The following is an 18,398-nucleotide window of genomic DNA, read 5'->3' on the forward strand; positions in this document are numbered from 1 at the left end:
CCGAAGGCGGGCACCGCGTCCGCGCGGACGGCGGTCGGGTACGCGTGGTCATGATCACATTGCCCTGCCGGCCGGTACGGCCACGGCTGGGTGCAGCGGTCGGATCGGACACCGGGGACGTCCGGGCACGCTCCGGGCGCTCGTGCGGACCTCGCCGCACGCGCCGGTGTTCGGCGAGGTCGACGCTCCCGTCAGGACCGCGTCCACGCGTCATGACGTCCTTGCCGCGCAGGGCAGTTGAGGCCGGGAGGCGTCAGAGCGGTGTCGGTGTCGCTGCCGGTGCCGCGGTGGGCAGGGCGAGGGCGGCCGCGTAGCCGGGAGGGGCGGGGAGGTCGGTCAGGGTCCAGCCGGGCACGGTCGCCGGGGTGGGCGCGGAGCTTACGTAGGGTTCCGCCAGGCCGAGTGCCAGGCCGGTACCGGTTCCCTTGAGGTAGGCCTCCTTGCGGGACCACACCCGGCCCATCGCCACCCGCCGGTCCTCCGCCGGGAGAGCGGTCAGCTCCGCGGTCTCCGCCGGATGCAGGCTGCCGATGACGTCGGCCACCGCGGATGCGCCGGGAGTCGCCTCCACGTCGACCCCGACCGGCACCCGCGCGAAGGCGAGGTAGGCCAGGTCGCCGCTGTGCGAGAGGGAGAAGTGCAGTGCGCCCCCGGCCACGGCGGGCCGGCCGTGCGGGCCACCACAGCACGGGCAGGTCTCGCGGACCAGCACCACCTCCGCCGGGTCCAGCCCGAGGTACCCGCCGAGCAGCACCCGAAGCCCCACGTGCGAAGCCAGGTAGCGCCGCCGGTCCTCCTCGCGCAGCAGCCGCCCGGCCCGGTCCCGCTCCTCGGCATCGAGCATGGGCGCCGCCCCGGCGGTCGCGTGCCCGCCGACCACGTCGGAGGTGGTGTCCAGGGCCCACACCGCCGCGCCCGTTCCCACCGGCAGAGCGCCGGTGCGCGGTGCGTCGCCGCCGAGCTGGTTCACGTAGGTGCTCACCCGATGAGAGTAGGCGGGCCCGCTCCCCCCGCGGCGCGGGGTGCCGCGCCGGGAGACTTTCGTTTCGCGGGGCGCGACTAAAGAGGGCGGACCGGGGAGCGCCGCGGTGTCTAGGGTCGGGCGCGTGGATGCGACGGCGAAGGCGCGTGCGGGTTGGGACTGGCTGAAGGGGCCCGAGCCCTGGACCGGGCGGATGCTGGTGGGGGATCTGGCGCTGGCCTTCGTGCTGGGGTTGCTCGGGCTGGGGATCGAGGAGCTCGACCACGGCTCGGCCGCGCGGATGCTGGCGAGCTTCGTGGCCGTGGTGGTGCTGACGCTGCTGCGGCGCCGGCTGCCGGTCCTCACTCTGGTGGTGGGCTCGGCCGTGGGCGTGTACCTGCCGGGGGCCTTCCTCGTGGCGATCCCGCTCGGCTGGTCGGCGGGGCGGCGCATCGTCGGAGTCGGGCGGGCGCTCGGAGCCTTCTCGGCGGCCTTCGTCGCCGCGCTGGTCCTCAGCGTGGTCAAGGAGTGGTCGCAGGGCCGCCCCGTGCTGATCGTCGTCTTCGGCACGCTGATGTTCCTGGTCACGGTGGTCATGCCCGGTCTGGCCAGCCGCTACTGGTCCCAGCGCAATACGCTGCTGCGCGCTCTCCAGGAGCGCAACGGCCAGCTGCTGCGCGAGCGGGCGATGGTCGCGGGGCAGGCCAGGCTGCGCGAACGCCAGCGCATCGCCCAGGACATGCACGACAGCCTCGGCCACCAGCTCGCCCTGATCTCGGTGCACACCGGTGCGCTGGAGGTCGATCCGGTGCTGACCGACCGGCAGCGCGAGGCGGTGGGCGTACTGCGGCAGGCCTCGGTCGCGGCCATGCACGAACTGCGCGAGGTGGTCGGCATCCTGCGGGACGGGGTGGAGGCGCCGCAGCCGGTGGAGGAGGCGCAGCGCGCCGCACGCGGGGTGGCGGGCATCACCGGGATCGTGGAGGCGGCGCGGAGCGCGGGGACCGACGTCCGGCTGACGACGGCGGGGCGGCCCAGGACGCTGGTCGCGGCGTGCGACCACGCGGCGTACCGGATCGCCCAGGAGGCGCTGACCAACGCCTACAAGCACGCTCCGGGCGCGCCGATCACGGTGGAACTGCGGTATGAGGACGACTCGCTGGTGGTGGAGATCGCCAACGGTCCGGCGGCCGGACCGGGCGCCGGCGAGGTGGTGTCCGGTGGTCAGGGGCTGACGGGGCTGCGCGAACGGGCCCGGCTGGTCGGCGGCATGGTCTACGCGGGAGCCACCGAGGGCGGCGGTTTCCGGGTGGCCGGGGTGCTCCCGTACGGGACCGAGCCGGCCGGGGCGGAGGAGGCCGGGGCCGGGGCGGGCGAGGGCGGGGCGGGCGAGTTCGCCGACGACTTCGGGCAGCAGTTGCAGGCCCGGATGCTGAGCGGCGGCCAGGTGCCGGTGGACTGGGCCGTGATCGACCGGAAACTGCTGAGCGGCAACACCCGGTCCGGGGGCGTGGTGCTGGGCTGCGGGATCGCGGTCGCGGCTCTGGTGGTGCTGCTGATCGTGATCGGCGCCGCGGTGGCGCTGCTCGTGGGCTCGGTGAGTGACGCGACGATCAGCAAGGACGACTACGACGGCATCCAGGTCGGCGAGCCGGAGAGCACGGTGCGTTCGCGGCTGCCCAGCGGGGACAGCATCCTGACCGAGGGACTCGACCGGAAGGGTCCGCAGCGGCCGCCCGGCGCGACGTGTGTGGCCCTGCTGGCGGACGATGATTCCGACCTGGGCAGCGACAGCGTTTTCCGGTTCTGCTTCAAGGGCGGCAAGCTCGTCGAGAAGCAGGCGTACCAGGCCAACTAGTGGGAGCACGCGTGACAGCCAAGGTGATCCGCGTCGTCATCGCCGACGACGAGCCGCTGATCCGGGCCGGGATCAGGATGATCCTGACCTCGGCGGCGGACATCGAGGTCGTCGCGGAGGCGGCGAACGGCCGGGAGGCGGTGGAGCTGGCCCGCGCGCACGGACCGGACGTGGTGCTGCTGGACATCCAGATGCCGGTCATGGACGGACTGACGGCGCTGGCCGAGCTCGGGCGGGCGGTGCCCGAGGTGCGGGTGCTGATCCTGACCACCTTCGGGGAGAAGGAGAACGTCCTGCGTGCGCTGAGTGGGGGCGGCGCGGGGTTCCTGCTGAAGGACTCGGCACCCGGCGAACTGATCGGTGCGGTACGGGCGGCAGCGGCGGGGGACGCGTACCTCTCTCCCGCGGCGACCCGGCACGTGGTGGACCAACTGGCGTCCGGGCGCTCGGCGGGCCGCGGCGAGGAGGCCCGGCGCCGGGTGGCCGATCTGAGCGAGCGCGAGCGAGGGGTGCTCGCACTGCTGGGGGAGGGGCTGTCGAACGCGGACGCCGGGCGGAGGCTGCACATGAGCGAGGCGACGGTGAAGACGTACGTGAGCCGGATCCTGGCGAAACTGGGGTGTGAGAACCGGGTGCAGGCGGCCCTGCTGGCCAGGGACGCCGGGCTCTAGATACGGTCGGGCCGAACATTGGCGATCAGGGGGCGGGGCGCATGACGGCGGTACCGGAGCAGCACGTGGTGGAACCGGAGTCGAAAGGACGGATCCCGGTGGTCGAGGGGTTCGTGCACCGGTTCGCCACGGCCCAGGCGACGCGGGACGCCGGTTCGCCCAGGGAGGCCGGCAAGGCACTGCGTACCCGGGTGCCGCGTTCGGCTCACGCCCGCTTCGAGGCCCCGGCCGACCGTCCGGACGCGGTACGGGCGGTGGAGGAGTCCAACGTCGGCCGGGTCGCCGAGCTGACGCCGATACGGGTCGGCCGGATGGCCGCCAATCCCTTCGCGTTCCTGCGCGGGGCGGCCGGGCTGATGGCGCACGACCTCTCCGGCGGCCCGGTGACCGGGGTCGGCGCACAGATCTGCGGGGACGCCCACGCGGCCAACTTCGGCCTGTACGGGGACGCGCGCGGCCGGCTCGTCATCGACCTCAACGACTTCGACGAGACCGTCTTCGGGCCGTGGGAGTGGGACCTCAAGCGGCTGACCACCTCGCTGGTGCTGGCCGGCCGGGTGGTCGGCGCGGACGAGGACACCTGCCGGGCGGCCGCACTCGACGCGGCCGGCGCCTACCGCCGCACGATGCGCCTGCTGGCCAAGCTGCCGGCCCTCGACGCGTGGAACGCCATCGCGGACGAGGAACTGGTCTCGCACACCGACGCCCGGGACCTGCTGGGCACCCTGGAACGGGTCTCGGAGAAGGCCCGCAACAACACCTCCGCCCGGTTCGCCGCCAAGTCCACCGAGGTCACGCCCGACGGGGGCCGGGCCTTCGTGGACGCGCTGCCGGTACTGCGCCGGGTCGGGGACGGGGAGGCGGCGGCCGTGGCGGCCGCGCTGGGCCCGTACCTGCAGACCCTGCAGGGCGACCGGCTGCCGCTGCTGGCCCGGTACGCGATCCATGACGTGGCCTTCCGGGTGGTGGGGACGGGCAGTGTCGGTACCCGCTCGTACGTGGTGCTGCTGCTGGACCACCGGGGCGAGGCGCTGGTGCTCCAGGTGAAGGAGGCCCGGCCCTCGGTCCTGCTGCCGCACCTGCCGGGGCTCGGGTTCGTCTCCGAGCCGGAGGAGCACGAGGGCCGCCGGGTGGTGGCCGGGCAGAAGCGGATGCAGGTGGTCTCCGACATCCTGCTGGGCTGGACCACGGTGGAGGGACGCCCCTTCCAGGTCCGCCAGTTCCGCAACCGCAAGGGCAGCGTGGACCCGGCGGCCCTCACCGTCGAGCAGCTCGACGACTACGGGCGGATGACCGGGGCGCTGCTGGCGCGGGCGCACGCGCACAGCGCGGATCCCCGGCTGCTGGCCGGGTACTGCGGCAAGAACGAGGAGCTGGACGAGGCGATGGCGGGCTTCGCCGTGGCCTACGCCGACCGGAGCGAGGCCGACCACGCCGTCCTGGTGGCGGCCGTGCGGTCCGGGCGGATCGCGGCCGAGTCCGGGGTCTGACCCCGAAGGGTCGATGTTTCACGTGAAACGTGCCGGTCGGAAACCGGTGGATGTTTCACGTGAAACACCCGACCGGCAGGGCCGTAGGCTGGCCGGGTGAGCGAGCAGACAGTTCCCGAAGCGTCCGAGCCCGGCCCCACTGCCGACGAGCGGCCCGAGGCGCGCCTGGAGCGTGCCGTACGGGCCGCCGAGCAGGCGCTGATCGAGTTCGAGATCGCGGTGGAGACCTTCCGTGTGGAGGTGGAGAACTTCTCCCGCCTCCATCACCAGAAGCTCGGCCCCATGTACTCACGACTCGACGAGCTGGACGCCCTGATCGCGGAGGCGAAGGCGGCGAGCACCGGGGATGCGGAGGACCTGCGCCGTGCGCGCGAGGCCCGCTTGCTGGTGATGCCGATGCCCGGGGTGGACGAGCTGTTCCACGACTGGCTCGACTCGGACGGGATGTCCGACGACGCGTCCGCGATGCTCACGGACCGCGCGGTGCGGCCGCCGGAGCGGGTGCGGCCGACGGAGGAGGTACGCCGCCTCTATCGCGAGCTGGTCCGCCAGGCGCATCCGGACCTCGCCCAGGACGAGGCCGAGCGCGAGCGGCGTGACGCCTTCATCGTGCGGGTCAACGCGGCCTACGGGCGGGGCGAGGAGCAGCTGCTGCGCGAGCTGGCGCAGGAGTGGGCGGACGGTCCGGCGCCGGCCGCCGTGCGGCTGAGCGAGAGCGAGGAGCTGTACGAGCGGCTGGAGTGGCTCTCGCGGCGCAAGGAGCTGTTGTCGCTGGTGGCCCGGGAGCTGGAGGACAGCGCGATCGGCTCGATGCTGCGGATGGCCCCCGAGGACCCGGACCGGCTGCTGGAGGAGATCGCGGAACAGCTGCTCGCCGATGTCGCGAAGCGCGAGGCGGAGCTGGCGGCACTGATCACTCCGTGATCCGTCCAGGCCCGGTCGGATAGGTTGGCTCACCATATCCGTGACGAGAGAAGGCGACAGCTATGAACTCCGGACCGCTTCCCTCGGTGGCCGCCTCCGCCCTGCCCGCCGAAGCCTTTGTCCTCGACGTTCGCGAGAACGACGAATGGGCGGCCGGCCATGCCGAGGGTGCGCTGCACATCCCGATGAGCGAGTTCGTGGCGCGCATCGGTGAGCTGACCGAGAAGATCGAGGACGACCGCCCGGTCTACGTGATGTGCCGGGTCGGCGGACGCTCCGCGCAGGTGGCGCAGTACCTGCGGGGGCAGGACATCGACGCCGTGAACGTGGACGGCGGCATGCAGCACTGGGAGGCGGCGGGCCGCCCGGTGGTCACCGACGCGGGAGCCCCGGGCTTCGTCGTCTGACGAGCGGTCGCGCGGGCTGGCGGCTCGCCCCGGTTCAGGCGAGGGGGTGGGCGGCCAGCAGGTCGCCCAGCGCCTCCTCGTGCACGGCGGCCGGGCCGAGCTGGAGCTCCAGCTGCTTGGCCCAGGCGTGGTAGCGGTGCAGCGGGTAGTCGGTGTCGGCGCCGAAGCCGCCGTGCAGGTGCTGTGCGGTCTGCACGACGCGGCGTACGCCCTCGGAGGCCCAGATCTTGGCCACGGCCACATCACCGGCGCTCGGCAGCGGTCCGCCCGCTCCGCCGGTGGAGGCGTCGAGCCGCCAGGCGGCCTGCCAGAGGGTGACCTCCATGGCGCGCAGGTCGATGTAGCGGTCGGCGGCCTGGACGGCGACGGCCTGGAAGCTGGCCACGGGGAAGCCGAACTGCTCGCGCTTGCTGGTGTACTGACTGGTCATGGCGAGCACGTTCTCGCCGAGGCCGAGCGCGAGCGCGCAGGTCCCGGTGGAGAGCAGCTGGCGCAGGTGGTCCCATGCGCCGGGGGCGTCGACGAGGTGCGCGGCCGGGACCCGTACGCCGTCGAGGGTGATCTCGGCGAGGCGCTCACCGCTGGTGGAGTACTGCTCGGCGAGGGTGAGGCCCTCGGTGAGGCGGGGGACGAGTGCGAGGACCGCCTCGCCCTCCCCGGTGTGGGCTGGGACGGCGATCCAGTCGGCGTTGTGGGCCCATGCGACGGCCGTCTGGAGGCCCTCCAGGATCCATGTGTCGCCGTCCTGTCGGGCGATGACGGCCAGTTCGGCCGGGTCGTGGCCGCTGCGGCCGTGCGCGGCGACGGTGAGCACGATGCCGCCGTCCCCGGCGCCGGGCAGCAAGGCGGCCGCCAGCTCGGGACTGCCGTGGGCCTGGACGGCCATGGCGGTGGCGCAGTGCTCCAGCAGCGGGACCCGGGCCAGGACCTTCGCCGCCTCGCGCAGCACCAGGCACAGGGCGATGGCGTCGAGTCCGGCCCCGCCGTGCTCCTCGGCGAGGACCAGGCTCAGCAGGTCGGAGTCGGCGAGCTTGGCCCACAGCACGCGGTCGAACTCCTCGGCCACGGCCCTGGGGGTGAGCGCGGGGCTGGGCACGCCATCGGGGGCCACGCCCGCGAAGACGGCCTTGGCCGCCTCGACGGCTGCCTGCTGCTCCTCGGTGAAGGTGAAGTCCACTGCCTGTCCTCCCGCGTGCCCGGAACGTGCTCTGTCTGACGCCTGACGGTGCGTCAAGATAGAACACGTTCCTGAAATTGGACAGGGGGGCGGCGCGGGCGGCCGCTCAGCGGTCGAAGTCGATCTCCACGTCCTCCGACACGGGGTGCGACTGGCAGGCCAGCACGAACCCCGCCTGCGTCTCGCTCTCCTCCAGCGCGAAGTTGCGGTCCATCCGCACCTCGCCCGACACCACGAACGCCCGGCAGGTGCCGCACACCCCGCCCTTGCAGGCGTACGGGGCGTCCGCGCGGGCCCGGAGCACCGCGTCGAGCAGCGACTCCCCCTCGCGCACCGGCCAGGTGCCCGAGCGGCCGTCGAGCCGCGCCGTGACCCGGCCGTGGGTGGCGGCGGCCGAACCCGCCGGGGCCGGAGCCGCGGTGTCCGCGACGTGGAAGATCTCCTCGTGGACCCGGGTCCGCGCCACACCGAGCGCGCCCAGTGCCCGCTCCGCGCCCGCCACCAGCCCGTACGGCCCGCACAGGAACCAACCCGTCACTTCCGTGACCGGCAGCAGCGCGGGCAGCAGTTCCGTCATCCGCTCCTCGTCGAGCCGGCCCGAGGGCAGGCCCGCCTCCTGTTCCTCCCGGGACAGGACGGTGACCAGCTGGAACCGGTCGGGATAGCGGTCCTTGAGGTCGGCGACCTCCTCCAGGAACATCGTCGAGGCCGCGCTGCGGTCGCTGCGCACCAGGCAGAACCGGGCATCGGGGCGGGCCGCCAGCAGGGTGGCGGCGATCGAGAGCACCGGGGTGATGCCGCTGCCGCCGACGATCGCGGCGTAGTGCGCGGCGGGTGGAGCCGCCGCGGGGTCCAGGACGAACCGGCCGGCCGGGACCATCACGTCCAGGACGTCCCCGGCGGTGATCTCCTTGTGGGCGAACGAGGAGAACTCCCCGCCCTCCACCAGCCGCACCCCGACCCGCAGCGCCGAGGGGCCCGGCCCGCCGGCGGCCGGGGCGGGGGAACAGATCGAGTACGTGCGCCGGACCTCGGACCGGGCCGAGCCGTCCGGGGCGCAGCGGCGCAGGGTGAGGTGCTGGCCGGGGGAGTGCCGGTACTCGGCGCGCAACTCCGGCGGGACGTCCAGGGTCAGGGCCACGGAGTCCTCGGTGAGCCGGTCGACCGCCGCCACCGTCAAGGTGTGGAACGCGCCGTGGCGCGCGGCTCGCGCCGGGCTCGCGGACCCAGGTGTGGGCGGCGGCGGTGACACGGCCATCTACAGCTCCTTGAAGTGGTCGAACGGTTCGAGGCAGGCGGTGCAGCGGCGCAGCGCCTTGCACGCGGTGGAGGAGAACCGGCTGAGCAACTCGGTGTCGGTCGATCCGCAGTGGGGGCAGCGGACCGACAGGGTGAGCGGGACCGGTCCGCCGGCGGCGTGCGGCCGGGGCGGGGCGATGCCGAACTCGGCCAGCTTGCGGCGGCCTTCGGCACTGATGTCGTCGGTGGACCAGGCGGGGGCCAGGACGGTCCGCACCCTGACGTCGGCCATGCCGTGGTCGGTCAGGATCCGCTCGATGTCGGCGGACATGGCCTCGATGGCCGGGCAGCCGGTGTAGGTGGGGGTCAGGAGGACCTCCACGTGGCCGTCCTCGTGCATCCGCACCCCGCGCATCACGCCGAGCTCGGCGAGGGTGAGCACGGGCAGCTCGGGGTCGGGAACGGAGCCGGCCAGCGCTGCCAGTTCCACCTCGAGCCGGGTCTCGCCCGCCGTCACCACGATGCCCCCGGATGGCTGCGGTGCAGGTGCTGCATCTCCGCCAGCAGGCGGCCGAACGATTCGGTGTGCAGTCCCTGCCGGCCGGCTCCGGCCGCCCAGGCGCCCGTGCGCGGCCCCTGGGGAAGCTCCAGCCCGGCCCGCTCCAGTACCTCGCCCAGCGCGGTCAGCCAACGGCCTTCCAGGGCGGCCCAGTCGATGCCGGCGGTCCCGTCGGCCCCGTCGAGTCCGTCCACCGGCTGGAACATCTCCCCGGTGTACTTCCACAGCGCGTCGAGCGCGGTCCGCATCCGGGTCCGGCTCTCCTCGGTACCGTCGCCGAGCCGCAGCGTCCACTGCTCGGCGTGGTCGCGGTGGTAGGCCGTCTCCTTGACCGCCTTGGCGGCGAGCGGCCCGAACGGGCCCGCCCCGCGTGCGAGCTCACCGTAGAGCTCGTGCTGGTAGAGCGAGAAGTAGAGCTGGCGCGCGATGGTGTGGGCGAAGTCGCCGTTGGGCTGCTCGACCAGTTGGAGGTTGCGGAAGGACCGCTCCTCACGGAGGTAGGCCAGCTCGTCCTCGTCGCCGGCCATCGACAGCAGGATGCGCGCCTGGCCGAGCAGGTCGAGGGCGATGTTGGCGAGGGCGACTTCCTCCTCCAGGACGGGTGCGTGGCCCGCCCACTCGCCGAGGCGGTGCGAAAGGATCAGGGCGTCGTCGCCGAGGGCCAGCGCCGCCGCGACGGCCGGACCTGCTTCGGTGCTGGTCACAGGTGGTGCACCCCCTCGGGGATCTCGTAGAAGGTGGGGTGCCGGTAAGGCTTGTCGGCGGACGGGGCGAAAAAGGGGTCCCGCTCGTCCGGGGAGGAGGCGGTGATCTCCGTGGAGGGCACCACCCAGATCGAGATGCCTTCGCCGCGCCGGGTGTAGAGATCGCGGGCGTTGCGCAGGGCCATCTCCGCGTCGGGGGCGTGCAGGCTGCCCGCGTGCGTGTGTGAGAGGCCGCGCCGCGAGCGGACGAACACCTCCCACAGGGGCCAGTTCTGCGTCATACCCGCGCCTCGCTTCCCGTTGTCACTGATGCTGCTGCGGCGGCCGCCGATGTGCCTGCCGCCTGCTTCTGCGCGTACGCCGCGGCCGCGTCGCGGACCCAGGCGCCTTCCTCGTGCGCCGCGCGGCGCTGGCCGATCCGCTCCTCGTTGCACGGGCCGTTGCCCTTCAGCACCTCCCAGAACTCGGTCCAGTCGATGGCGCCGAAGTCGTGGTGCCCGCGCTCCTCGTTCCACTTCAGGTCCGGGTCGGGAAGGGTCAGCCCCAGTGACTCGGCCTGCGGGACGGCGATGTCCACGAAGCGCTGGCGCAGCTCGTCGTTGGAGTGGCGCTTGATCCGCCAGACCATCGACTGCGCCGAGTGCGCGGACTCCCCGTCCGGCGGGCCGAACATCATGAGCGAGGGCCACCACCACCGGTTCACGGCGTCCTGTGCCATGGCGTGCTGGGCCTCGGTGCCCTGCGAGAGGGCCAGAAGCAGCTCGTACCCCTGGCGCTGGTGGAAGGACTCCTCCTTGCAGATCCGGACCATGGCCCGCGCGTACGGCCCGTAGGAGCAGCGGCAGATCGGGACCTGGTTGGTGATCGCCGCGCCGTCCACGAGCCAGCCGATCGCGCCGACGTCGGCCCAGGTCAGCGTGGGGTAGTTGAAGATCGAGGAATACTTCTGCTTCCCGGCGTGGAGCTTGTCGAGGAGCGCGTCCCGGCTGGTGCCGAGGGTCTCGGCGGCGCTGTACAGGTACAGGCCGTGGCCGGCCTCGTCCTGGACCTTGGCCATCAGGATCGCCTTGCGGCGCAGTGAGGGCGCGCGGGTGATCCAGTTCGCCTCGGGCTGCATGCCGATGATCTCGGAATGGGCGTGCTGGGCCATCTGGCGGACCAGGGAGGCGCGGTACTCGTCGGGCATCCAGTCGCGCGGTTCCACCCGCTCGTCGGCCGCCACGGCCGCGTCGAAGGCCGCCGCGAGCTGCGTGCCGAGGTCGGCGGTCACGCCGATCCCGGCTCCCTGCCCGGCTTCCCGCCCCGCCCCCGAGGTCACTGCCGGGGTCACTGCCACCATCACGGCCCCCTGTCAGAGGTCTTTTCCCGTCTCGTCCCGCCCGACCGACCGATCGTTCGGTTCACACTCTTCAATGGTGGGACGACGGCCCGTAGGGTGTCAACCTCTGTGGTCAACCCTGTGGACACCGGATGATCGGGGCGGGATGAATTCGAACGAACGCGAGCCCCTCGAAGGAGCGGCTCCGGCCCCGCCGAGAGCGCCCGGAATCGCCGGTCTGTCCACCCCCTACCGGGTCGTCACAGCCCTCGCCCTGGGCGCCGTGGCGGTGGCCGCCTGCTGGCACCTGGCCCTCGTGTTCCTGCACGTGGCCCCGTCCAACACGGTGAGCAAGCGGAACGCGCGGATGATCGACGGCTGGGTCTACCCCGAGTTGGAGCAGAACTGGAAACTGTTCGCACCCAACCCGCTCCAGCAGAACATCGCCGTGGAGGTGCGCGTGGAGGTGCGCACGAACGACGGGCAGCTGGTGACCGGAAACTGGCGCGGACTCTCCGCCGAGGACGGCGCGGCCATCCGCCACAGCCTGCTGCCGAGCCACACCGAGCAGAACGAGCTCCGCCGGGCCTGGGACTTCTTCACCGGCTCCCACGACGAGAACAACAAGTCGACGGGCGAGCGCGGCGAACTGGCCGAGGAGTACCTGCGCCGCATCGCGCTGGACCGGCTGGATCCGAGGACGGACGCCGACACGGCCGTGGGCAAGGGCGCGCACCTCGCCGAGGGACGGATCGTGCGGATCCAGCTGCGCGCGGGGACGACGGAGGTCCCCGCACCCGCGTGGTCCGACGAGAAGGTCGACAGCCAGACGTACTACCGGGAGCTGCCGTGGTGGACGGTGTGAGGCGGGAGCGCCGGACCTCTGGCGCCGGGGCCACTGCCGCCCGGGCCTCCGCGGGCCGGGCACTGGCCAAGGTCAGCGGGCAGGCGCTGGGCCCGTACCAGAGCGCCGTGGTCCGCATCGGCTTCGCCGGCACCTGGCTGTTCTTCCTGCTGCGGGAGTTCCCGCACCGCCACGAGCTGTACGGGCCGGACGGGCCGTGGAGCTGGGAGCTGGCGCGGCGGCTGATCGACTCGAACCATGCCTTCACGGTGCTGATGTGGTCGGACTCGGCGCTCTGGTTCGAGACCGTCTACGCCGTGGCCGTGCTGTCGGCCGCCCTGATGGTGCTGGGCTGGCGTACCCGGGCCACCTCGGTGGTGTTCATGGTCGGGGTGCTGTCGCTGCAGAACCGCAGCGTCTTCATGGGCGACGGCGGGGACAACGTCATCCACCTGATGGCGATCTACCTCCTGCTGACCCGGTGCGCGCGGGTGTGGTCGCTGGACGCCCGCCGTGCCCGCCGCCTCGGCTCGGCCTCGGCCGGGCGGGCCGGCCCGGCGTTGTGGGGCGTGCTCGGCGCCGTGCTCGCGTACGGCGCCGCGACCGGGCGGTTCAGCACCGGCTGGCTGATGGTCTTCGGGGCGCTGTGGGTGGTCGCCGCGCTGTGGTGGACGGTCGACCGGTACGAGCCCGGGGGGGAGGGGCGGGCGGTCCTCGACGTGCTGGCCAACCTGCTGCACAACGCGGGGATGCTGGTGATCGTGGCGGAGGTGTGCCTGATCTACGCCACGGCCGGGTGGTACAAGATCCAGGGCTCGCGGTGGCAGGACGGCACGGCGCTGTACTACCCGCTGGGCCTGGACTACTTCAGCCCGTGGCCGGGGCTGTCGGCCCTGCTCGCGAGCAGCGGAACGCTGGTCATGCTGCTGTCGTACGGGACGGTCGCGGTCCAGGTGGCCTTCCCGTTCACGCTGTTCAACCGGCGGATCAAGAACGTGCTGCTGGCGCTGATGATGCTGGAGCACGCGGGGATCGCCGTCCTGCTGGGGCTGCCGTTCTTCTCCCTGGCGATGATCGCCGCCGACTCGGTGTTCCTGCCCACGGCCTTCCTGCTCTGGCTCGGCGCGCGGGGCGCCGCGCTGCGGGGTGGTGGGCGGCGGGTCGCTCCGGATCCGGAGCGGGATCCCGGGCCGGAGCCACAGGCGGATCCGGAGCCTGCGCTCCCCAGCCCGGTCCCGCGCTGAGCCCTGGCCCTGCGGGGCTTGTCCTCTCCCGGCCCTTCGCCCGCTCCCCGGGGCTCCGCCGCCGGATCCGCCGGGGCCGGATCCGCCGGGGCCGGATCCGGCGGGGCTGCGTTCGGCCGGGACCGTAGGCTCGGCGGTATGAGTGAGCAGCGCGGGCAGGCCGGGGACGCCGGGGACACCGAACGGCAGTGGCGGGAGGCGGCCGCGGGGGAGGACCTCGTACTCCTCGACGGGTTCCACGCGCTGAAGCACGCCCTGCGCTTCGGGGCGCGGGTGCGCATCGCCGTCGCCGACGAGCCGGACGCCGTACGGGACCTCGCGCGCGAGCTGGCTCCGGATGTGGAGGCGGAGGTGGTCCGGCTGGTGCGGCACGCTCCGCTGAAGGGACTGCTGACCCGGGTGCACCCCACCGGGGTGGCGGCCCTCGCGGTCCGGCCCGACCGGGCCGACGGGCGGGCCCGGCTCGAGGCGCGGCCCAGGACGGCCCCGATCGTCGTCCTGGACAACCCCCGCAACCTCGGCAACGTCGGCGCCGTCGTCCGGCTCGCCGCCGGATTCGGAGCCACCGGTGTCGTCACCCGCGGAGACCTCGATCCCTGGCACCCCAACGTGGTCCGCGCCGGAGCGGGTCTGCACTACGCCACCACCGTGGACCAGGTGGAACTCGGCACCCTGCCGCCAGGCCCGCTGTACGCGCTCGACCCGGAGGGCGAGGACATCCGTGCCCTCACCCTCCCGGACGACGCCCTGCTGGCCTTCGGCTCCGAACGCCACGGCATCTCGCCCGAGCTGCGCGCCCGCGCCGATCACCTGGTGTCCCTTCCGATGCGCCCGCAGGTCTCCAGCTACAACCTGGCCACCAGCGTGGCCATGGCCCTCTTCCACTGGGGCGGGCCCCGGCCGGCGGACCTGCCGGCCGACTAGCCCGCGACTAGCCCTGGCGGCGGACCTCCACCACGCGGAAGCGGTTGGACACGAACGCGCCGTCGCACAGCGCGGCGTTCGCCGCCGGGTTCCCGCCCGAGCCGTGGAAGTCGGAGAAGGCCGCGGTCTGGTTCACATAGACCCCGCCCGTCAGGTTCAGGGAGAGCTGCGCCGACTCCTCCAGGCAGACCTCCTCGATGGCCCGCTCGGTGTCCGCGGACGTGGTGTACGCCCCGACCGTCATCGCGCCCTTCTCACGGACGGTGCGCCGCAGCAGGTCGAGGGCGCTCGCCGTGGAGTCGACCGCCACCGCGAAGGAGACCGGGCCGAAGCACTCCGAGAGGTAGGGGGCGGAGTCGTCGGGCTTGGCGGAGTCCAGCTTCACCATGACCGGCGTGCGCACCACCGCGCCCGGGAACTCCGGGTGAGCCACCTCGCGGGAGGCCAGCGCGACCTCGCCGAGCCCGGCCGCGGCCTCCAGCCGGGCCTTGACGTCGGGGTTGACCAGCGCGCCGAGCAGGGCGTTGGCCCGCGCGTCGTCGCCGAGCAGGCCGCCGACCGAGCCCGCGAGGTCCGAGACGACCTCGTCGTACGTCTTGTGCCCGGCGTCGGTCTCGATGCCGTCGCGGGGGATCAGCAGGTTCTGCGGGGTGGTGCACATCTGGCCGCTGTACAGGGACAGCGAGAAGGCCAGGTTGGACAGCATCCCCTTGTAGTTGTCGGTGGAGTCCAGGACGACGGTGTTGACGCCGGCCTTCTCCGTGTAGACCTGCGCCTGACGGGCGTTGGTCTCCAGCCATTCGCCGAACTCGGTGGACCCGGTGTAGTCGATGACCTTGATCTCGGGGCGGAGGGCGAGTTCCTTGGCGATGCCCTCGCCCGGTCGCTCCACGGCCAGCGCCACCAGGTTCGGGTCGAAGCCGGAGTCCGCCAGCACCTTGCGGGCCACCTGGACGGTGAGCGCCAGCGGGAGCACGGCGCGCGGGTGCGGCTTGACCAGCACCGGGTTGCCCGTGGCGAGGGAGGCGAAGATCCCCGGATAGCCGTTCCAGGTGGGGAAGGTGTTGCAGCCGATCATCAGGGAGATTCCGCGCGGCACGGCGGTGAAGGTCTTGCCCAACTCCAGGGGGTCCTTCTTGCCCTGCGGCTTCGACCAGTCGGCCTGCCCCGGGACGCGGGTCTGCTCCTCGTACGCATAGGCCACGGCCTCCAGGCCGCGGTCCTGCGCGTGCGGGCCGCCGGCCTGGAAGGCCATCATGAAGGCCTGGCCGCTGGTGTGCATGACCGCGTGCGCGAACTCGTGCGTCCGCGCCGAGATCCGGGCCAGGATCTCGATACAGACCAGGGCGCGCGTCTCGGGCCCGGCGTCCCGCCAGGCACCCATGCCGGCCCGCATCGCGGGCAGCAGCACGTCCGGGTCGACGTGCGGGTACTCGACGCCGAGCTCCACGCCGTACGGGGAGGTCTCGGCTCCCGTCCAGTCGTCGGTGCCGGGCTGCCCGAGGTCGAGCCGGGTGCCGCGCAGCGCCTCGAAGGCGGCGAGGCCGTCGGCCCCGGCGTTCTCGCCGTACGCCTTGGGGTGCTCGGGATGCGGGGACCAGTAGGCGCGGCTGCGGATCGTGGCCAGTGCCTGGTCCAGGGTGGGCCGGTGCTTGGCGGACAGCTGGGGGACGGTGGGCTCGGCGGCCATCAGGGACCAACTCCTCGTTGAGCCGGGCGGGATCAGGCGATCGGGTCGGGCATGAAGTGATGAAGAAGGGCAGACTGGAGTTAGAGTAACCGAACGATCGGTCGGGACAAGAGGGCCCGGCAGACCTGTGGACAAGTCGGTGCGGGAGGATCTGGGCATGACAGCAATCGAGCGGTCCCGCACAGTGGCGGTCGTCGGCGCCGGCACTATGGGACAGGGCATCGCCCAGGTCGCCCTTCTCGCAGGTCACCGCGTGCTGATCTACGACATCAACGCCGTGCTGGCCGCCGACGCGGTCGGGTTCGTGCAGGACCGCGTCGATCGGATGGCCGCGAAGGGCCGACTGGATCGTGCCGAGGCCGAGGACGCCATCGGCCGGATCGGTTCGGCGGCCGAACTGTCCGGGCTGGCCGGCGCGGCCCTCGTCGTGGAGGCGGTCGTCGAGGACGTCACCGTCAAGCGCGCGCTGTTCGCGGCACTCGAAGAAGTGGTTTCGCCGGACGCGCTGCTGGCCACCAACACCTCCTCCCTCTCCGTCACCGAGCTCGCCGCCGGCCTCTCGCACCCGGGCCGCTTCCTTGGCCTGCACTTCTTCAACCCGGCGCCGCTGCTCCCGCTGGTCGAGGTGGTCTCCGGGTTCGCGACCGACCCGGATGCCGCCGGCCGCGCGTACGCCACCGTCCTGGGCTGGGGCAAGACACCGGTGCGCTGCGCCGACACCCCGGGGTTCATCGTCAACCGGATCGCCCGGCCCTTCTACGCCGAGGCCTTCGCGGTGTACGAGGAGCAGGGCGCCGACCCGGCCACCATCGACGCCGTGCTCCGCGAGAGCGGCGGCTTCAAGATGGGCCCCTTCGCGCTGACCGACCTGATCGGCCAGGACGTCAACGAGGCCGTCACCCGCTCCGTGTGGGAGTCCTTCTTCCGCAGCCCCAAGTTCACCCCGTCCCTCGCGCAGCGCCGGCTGGTCCAGTCGGGCCGCCTCGGCCGCAAATCGGGCCACGGCTGGTACCCGTACGGCCCGGACGCGAAGGTCCCGGCCCCGCACACGGCCGGCCCCGAGGACGCGCCCGCGAAGGTGACCGTCGTCGGTGACCTCGGACCGGCCGCAGCCCTCCTCGACCTCCTGGAGGAGGCGGGGATCGAGGTCGTCGCCACCGAGCACGGGGGCCCGTACATCCAGCTCCCGGGCGAGGGGCAGCTGGTGCTCGCCGACGGCAAGACCGCGATCGAGTTCGCCGACGTCGTCTACTTCGACCTGGCCTTCGACTACCGCGACGCCGCCCGGATCGCGCTCTCCGTCAGTGAGGACACGAGCGAGCGGACGCTTTCCGAGGCCGTCGGACTGTTCCAGAAGCTCGGCAAGAAGGTCTCCGTCATCGGTGACGTCCCCGGGATGATCGTCGCCCGTACGGTGGCGATGCTGATCGACCTGACCGCCGACGCCGTCGCGCGCGCAGTGGCGGGGGCCGAGGACATCGACACGGCGATGCGGCTCGGGGTCAACTACCCCATGGGCCCGGCCGAATGGCACGACCGGCTCGGCCGCGACTGGGCGTACGACCTGCTGCACCACCTCGACGAGCGCTGTCCGGGCGGGCGGTACGCGCCTTCGCTGGCCCTGTACAAGCTGGGGTACGCGGCGGGCGACGAGACGGACGGGGACGGGACGGACGGGACGGACGGGACGGACGGGACGGACGGGACGGACGAGGCGTACGAGGCGGGGGAGACGGAATGACGACGGTCAAGCGGGACACGTACACGCCCGAGACGCTGCTGTCCGTCGCCGTCCAGGTCTTCAACGAGCGCGGCTACGACGGCACCTCGATGGAGCACCTCTCCAAGGCCGCGGGCATCTCGAAGTCCTCGATCTACCACCACGTCGCGGGCAAGGAGGAGCTGCTGCACCGGGCCGTCAGCCGGGCGCTGGACGAGCTCTTCGCCGTCCTGGGGGAACCGGGGGCGATACGGGGGCGCGCGGTCGGGCGCGTGGAGTACGTCACCCGCCGCACGGTCGAGGTCCTCGTCGCGGAGCTGCCCTACGTGACGCTGCTGCTGCGCGTGCGGGGCAACACCCGCACCGAGCGCTGGGCACTGGAGCGCCGCCGCGAGTTCGACCAGCAGGTCGCGGAGCTCCTGAAGGCCGCCGCCGCCGAGGGGGACCTGCGGGCGGACGTGGACATCCGCCTCGCCACCCGCCTCCTCTTCGGCATGGTCAACTCCCTGGTCGAGTGGTACCGCCCGCATCCGGGCACCACCTCCGACCAGCTGGCGGACGCGGTGGTCAGCATGGCCCTGGACGGACTGCGCACACAGCGCTGACCGGGGGGCCCTGGCTTGGTGCTCGGGCTGCAGGTCTGGTTCAGCCTCTACGCCGGGCCCCCG

The 18,398-nt window shown here is 72.8% G+C and carries 18 protein-coding genes; 10 read left to right on the top strand and 8 right to left on the bottom strand.

Going from position 1 to position 18,398, the window contains the following annotated elements; translation table 11 throughout:
• Nucleotides 1–253: 253 nt before the first annotated feature.
• On the bottom strand, nt 254–982 hold the full coding sequence (locus OG389_RS19660; protein WP_328299768.1) for a 4'-phosphopantetheinyl transferase family protein: 729 nt from the start codon (nt 980–982) through the stop codon (nt 254–256).
• Nucleotides 983–1,106: 124 nt separating this feature from the next.
• Here OG389_RS19660 and OG389_RS19665 point away from each other — a divergent pair, with 124 nt between their 5' ends.
• The 5 genes from OG389_RS19665 to OG389_RS19685 all read left to right on the top strand — a co-directional run bounded on the left by OG389_RS19665 (nt 1,107) and on the right by OG389_RS19685 (nt 6,311).
• Nucleotides 1,107–2,819: a sensor histidine kinase gene (locus tag OG389_RS19665; protein ID WP_328299769.1), complete on the top strand. Its 1,713-nt coding sequence runs from the start codon at nt 1,107–1,109 to the stop codon at nt 2,817–2,819.
• 11 nt (nt 2,820–2,830) lie between these two features.
• Nucleotides 2,831–3,490, top strand: coding sequence for a response regulator transcription factor (locus tag OG389_RS19670; protein WP_328299770.1), 660 nt, complete (start codon nt 2,831–2,833; stop codon nt 3,488–3,490).
• A gap of 41 nt (nt 3,491–3,531) precedes the next feature.
• Nucleotides 3,532–4,980 (top strand): DUF2252 domain-containing protein, encoded by a 1,449-nt coding sequence (locus tag OG389_RS19675; protein ID WP_328299771.1) that lies wholly within the window; start codon nt 3,532–3,534, stop codon nt 4,978–4,980.
• Nucleotides 4,981–5,076: 96 nt separating this feature from the next.
• A complete protein-coding gene (locus OG389_RS19680; protein WP_328299772.1) occupies nt 5,077–5,904 on the top strand; it encodes a J domain-containing protein in 828 nt (275 codons plus the stop codon).
• 62 nt (nt 5,905–5,966) lie between these two features.
• Complete coding sequence (locus OG389_RS19685; RefSeq protein WP_328299773.1) at nt 5,967–6,311, top strand: rhodanese-like domain-containing protein; 345 nt, start codon at nt 5,967–5,969, stop codon at nt 6,309–6,311.
• A 34-nt stretch (nt 6,312–6,345) separates the two neighbouring features.
• Here the strand turns inward: OG389_RS19685 and OG389_RS19690 are convergent, their stop codons facing one another.
• From OG389_RS19690 to paaA, 6 genes are all read right to left on the bottom strand, one after another.
• Nucleotides 6,346–7,488, bottom strand: a complete 1,143-nt coding sequence (locus tag OG389_RS19690; protein WP_328299774.1) for an acyl-CoA dehydrogenase family protein — start codon at nt 7,486–7,488, stop codon at nt 6,346–6,348.
• A gap of 106 nt (nt 7,489–7,594) precedes the next feature.
• Nucleotides 7,595–8,746 (bottom strand): 2Fe-2S iron-sulfur cluster-binding protein, encoded by a 1,152-nt coding sequence (locus OG389_RS19695; RefSeq protein ID WP_328299775.1) that lies wholly within the window; start codon nt 8,744–8,746, stop codon nt 7,595–7,597.
• Nucleotides 8,747–9,247 (bottom strand): 1,2-phenylacetyl-CoA epoxidase subunit PaaD, encoded by a 501-nt coding sequence (gene paaD / locus OG389_RS19700; protein WP_328299776.1) that lies wholly within the window; start codon nt 9,245–9,247, stop codon nt 8,747–8,749.
• Nucleotides 9,241–9,990, bottom strand: a complete 750-nt coding sequence (paaC, locus tag OG389_RS19705) for a 1,2-phenylacetyl-CoA epoxidase subunit PaaC (RefSeq protein WP_328299777.1) — start codon at nt 9,988–9,990, stop codon at nt 9,241–9,243. The genes paaD and paaC overlap by 7 nt, the downstream gene beginning before the upstream one ends.
• Nucleotides 9,987–10,271: a 1,2-phenylacetyl-CoA epoxidase subunit PaaB gene (paaB, locus tag OG389_RS19710; protein WP_030292728.1), complete on the bottom strand. Its 285-nt coding sequence runs from the start codon at nt 10,269–10,271 to the stop codon at nt 9,987–9,989. The genes paaC and paaB overlap by 4 nt, the downstream gene beginning before the upstream one ends.
• Nucleotides 10,268–11,329, bottom strand: a complete 1,062-nt coding sequence (paaA, locus tag OG389_RS19715; protein ID WP_328299778.1) for a 1,2-phenylacetyl-CoA epoxidase subunit PaaA — start codon at nt 11,327–11,329, stop codon at nt 10,268–10,270. The genes paaB and paaA overlap by 4 nt, the downstream gene beginning before the upstream one ends.
• Nucleotides 11,330–11,474: 145 nt before the next feature.
• Between paaA and OG389_RS19720 the strand changes: the two genes are divergently transcribed.
• The 3 genes from OG389_RS19720 (at nt 11,475) to OG389_RS19730 (ending at nt 14,320) form a co-directional block, all read left to right on the top strand.
• The gene (locus tag OG389_RS19720) at nt 11,475–12,173 is read left to right on the top strand and encodes a DUF5819 family protein (RefSeq protein WP_328299779.1); all 699 of its coding nucleotides are present in this window, start codon (nt 11,475–11,477) and stop codon (nt 12,171–12,173) included.
• Nucleotides 12,158–13,396, top strand: a complete 1,239-nt coding sequence (locus OG389_RS19725) for an HTTM domain-containing protein (RefSeq protein ID WP_443059314.1) — start codon at nt 12,158–12,160, stop codon at nt 13,394–13,396. The genes OG389_RS19720 and OG389_RS19725 overlap by 16 nt, the downstream gene beginning before the upstream one ends.
• A gap of 138 nt (nt 13,397–13,534) precedes the next feature.
• The gene (locus tag OG389_RS19730; RefSeq protein ID WP_328299780.1) at nt 13,535–14,320 is read left to right on the top strand and encodes a TrmH family RNA methyltransferase; all 786 of its coding nucleotides are present in this window, start codon (nt 13,535–13,537) and stop codon (nt 14,318–14,320) included.
• A 7-nt stretch (nt 14,321–14,327) separates the two neighbouring features.
• Here OG389_RS19730 and paaN read toward each other — a convergent pair whose 3' ends face one another.
• Entirely contained in the window at nt 14,328–16,010 is a 1,683-nt protein-coding gene (paaN, locus tag OG389_RS19735) for a phenylacetic acid degradation protein PaaN (protein ID WP_328299781.1), read from the bottom strand.
• A 157-nt stretch (nt 16,011–16,167) separates the two neighbouring features.
• On the opposite strand from paaN, the gene OG389_RS19740 reads away from it, so the two are divergent.
• Together OG389_RS19740 and OG389_RS19745 are read left to right on the top strand one after the other, a co-directional pair.
• Nucleotides 16,168–17,751, top strand: a complete 1,584-nt coding sequence (locus OG389_RS19740) for a 3-hydroxyacyl-CoA dehydrogenase (RefSeq protein ID WP_328299782.1) — start codon at nt 16,168–16,170, stop codon at nt 17,749–17,751.
• Nucleotides 17,748–18,335 carry a TetR/AcrR family transcriptional regulator gene (locus tag OG389_RS19745; RefSeq protein WP_328299783.1) on the top strand — a complete coding sequence of 196 codons (588 nt, stop codon included), beginning with the start codon at nt 17,748–17,750 and terminating at the stop codon, nt 18,333–18,335. Before OG389_RS19740 ends, OG389_RS19745 begins: the two co-directional genes overlap by 4 nt.
• Nucleotides 18,336–18,398 lie beyond the last annotated feature (63 nt).

Origin of the sequence: Streptomyces sp. NBC_00435, from assembly GCF_036014235.1 — a bacterium.
In the GTDB taxonomy this organism is placed as follows: Bacteria; Actinomycetota; Actinomycetes; order Streptomycetales; family Streptomycetaceae; genus Streptomyces.